Raw genomic sequence first — 2,656 nt, 5'->3', positions numbered from 1 at the left:
CCCCCGCCTCGACGGTCATCAATGACAGCATCGATACCGTCACCGTAAGCATTGTCAGCAATGGAAATGTGACCGAAGACCAGCAACCTTCCTTTACTGTGAAAGTTAGCCAGGCGCTGGACCGTCCGTTGACCGTAACCCTGTCGAACGGCGACACCGTGACGATCGAAGCCGGTAAGACCGAAGTCGAGTACAAGACCTCGGTTCAGGGCGATGACGTCTATCTTGATGCAGGCTCCATCACGCTCAGTGTTACCGACGCTACAGTTCCGGGTGCCACCTTCGAGAAGCTGGCCTTGGGTGGCCCGGCTACCGTTGAGATCTCGGACACTATCAGTGAAGTGGTGGCCAAGCTGACCGCCACCCCGTCGGTCACCGAAGGCGGCGAGATCACCTACACCATCACGCTGACCAACAAAGACGGTCTGCCGATCAACAACCACTCGGAGCTGTACTTCAAGCTGACCGACGGCACCACTGTCGTCGTGGCAGCCAACAGCACCACCGGTTCGGCCACTGCAACCGCCCCGGACAACGTCTATGTGGGCACTAACCAGCCGGTGGTCAATGCCATCGACGCGGTCAGCGGTGCAGATGCGTGGAAGTTCGAAAACCTGAACCTGGACAAGACCCCGGTCAGCACCCAGGTCACCGACGAGCCAGGTACCCCAGGCAACGAAGGCGACCTGGTCAAAGTCACCATCACGGCTGACCAGACCTCGGTGGCCGAGAACGTCAAGCCGACCTTCACCGTGCACATCAACACCGCCCTGGCTCACGACCTGGTCGTGACCCTGAGCAACAATGCCCAGGTCACCATCAAGGCTGGCGAAACCAGCGCGCCGTACACTCACGACGCGCAAGGCGATGACGTCTACCAGGACGCTGGCCAGATCAGCCTGGGCATCAACTCGGCGGTAGACGCCACTGGTGCGACCTTCGAGAACCTGGAACTGGGCGGCAACGCTTCGGTTCAAGTGACTGACACCCTCGACGAAGTCGTGGCCAAGTTGACCGCCACCCCGTCGGTCACCGAAGGCGGCGAGATCACCTACACCATCACGCTGACCAACAAAGACGGTCTGCCGATCAACAACCACTCGGAGCTGTACTTCAAGCTGACCGACGGCACCACTGTCGTTGTGGCAGCGAACAGCACTACGGGCTCGGCTACTGCAACCGCCCCGGACAACGTCTATGTCGGCACTAACGCGCCGGTGGTCAATGCCATCGACGCGGTCAGCGGTGCAGATGCGTGGAAGTTCGAAAACCTGAACCTGGACAAGACCCCGGTCAGCACCCAGGTCACCGACGAGCCAGGTACCCCAGGCAGCGAAGGCGACATCGTCAAGGTCACCATCACGGCCGACCAGACCTCGGTGGCCGAGAACGTCAAGCCGACCTTCACCGTACATATCAACACCGCCTTGGCCCACGATTTGGTCGTGACCCTGAGCAACAATGCCCAGGTCACCATCAAGGCCGGCGAAACCAGCGCGCCGTACACCCACGACGCGCAAGGCGATGACGTCTACCAGGACGCTGGCCAGATCAGCCTGGGCATCAACTCGGCGGTGGACGCCACTGGTGCTGCGTTCGAGAACCTGGAACTGGGCGGCAACGCTTCGGTTCAAGTGACTGACACCCTCGACGAAGTCGTGGCCAAGTTGACCGCCACCCCGTCGGTCACCGAAGGCGGCGAGATCACCTACACCATCACGCTGACCAACAAAGACGGTCTGCCGATCAACAACCACTCGGAGCTGTACTTCAAGCTGACCGACGGCACCACTGTCGTCGTGGCAGCCAACAGCACCACTGGTTCGGCTACTGCAACCGCCCCGGACAACGTCTATGTCGGCACTAACGCGCCGGTGGTCAATGCCATCGACGCGGTCAGCGGTGCAGATGCGTGGAAGTTCGAAAACCTGAACCTGGACAAGACCCCGGTCAGCACCGAGGTCACCGACGAGCCAAGTACCCCAGGCAGCGAAGGCGACCTGGTCAAGGTCACTATTACTGCTGACCAGACCTCGGTAGCCGAGAACGTCAAACCGACCTTCACCGTGCACGTCAACCAGCCGCTGGCCCACGACCTGGTCGTGACCCTGAGCAACAATGCCCAGGTCACCATCAAGGCCGGCGAAACCAGCGCGCCGTACACCCACGACGCGCAAGGCGATGACGTCTACCAGGACGCTGGCCAGATCAGCCTGGGCATCAACTCGGCGGTAGACGCCACTGGTGCGACCTTCGAGAACCTCGAGCTGGGCGGTGCGGCTTCGGTCCAAGTGACCGACACCCTCGACGAAGTGGTGGCCAAGCTGACCGCCACCCCGTCGGTCACCGAAGGCGGCGAGATCACCTACACCATCACGCTGACCAACAAAGATGGTCTGCCGATCAACAACCACTCGGAGCTGTACTTCAAGCTGACCGACGGCACCACTGTCGTTGTGGCAGCGAACAGCACCACGGGCTCGGCGACTGCAACCGCACCAGACAACGTCTATGTCGGCACTAACGCGCCGGTGGTCAATGCCATCGACGCGGTCAGCGGTGCAGATGCGTGGAAGTTCGAAAACCTGAACCTGGACAAGACCCCGGTCAGCACCGAGGTCACCGACGAGCCAGGTACCCCAGGCAACGAAGGCGA

1 protein-coding gene is annotated in these 2,656 nt (G+C 61.2%); it reads left to right on the top strand.

The window, feature by feature from the left end; genetic code table 11:
- Positions 1-2,656: immunoglobulin-like domain-containing protein (locus tag BJQ17_RS29405; RefSeq protein WP_375731045.1), on the top strand; the 2,656-nt coding region annotated here is incomplete at both ends.

It is taken from the genome of Pseudomonas sp. NBRC 111139 (assembly GCF_001753955.1).
GTDB lineage: Bacteria > Pseudomonadota > Gammaproteobacteria > Pseudomonadales > Pseudomonadaceae > Aquipseudomonas > Aquipseudomonas alloputida.
The sequence above is the reverse complement of the archived record's forward strand: the minus strand, read 5'-3'. Positions and strand labels throughout refer to the sequence as shown.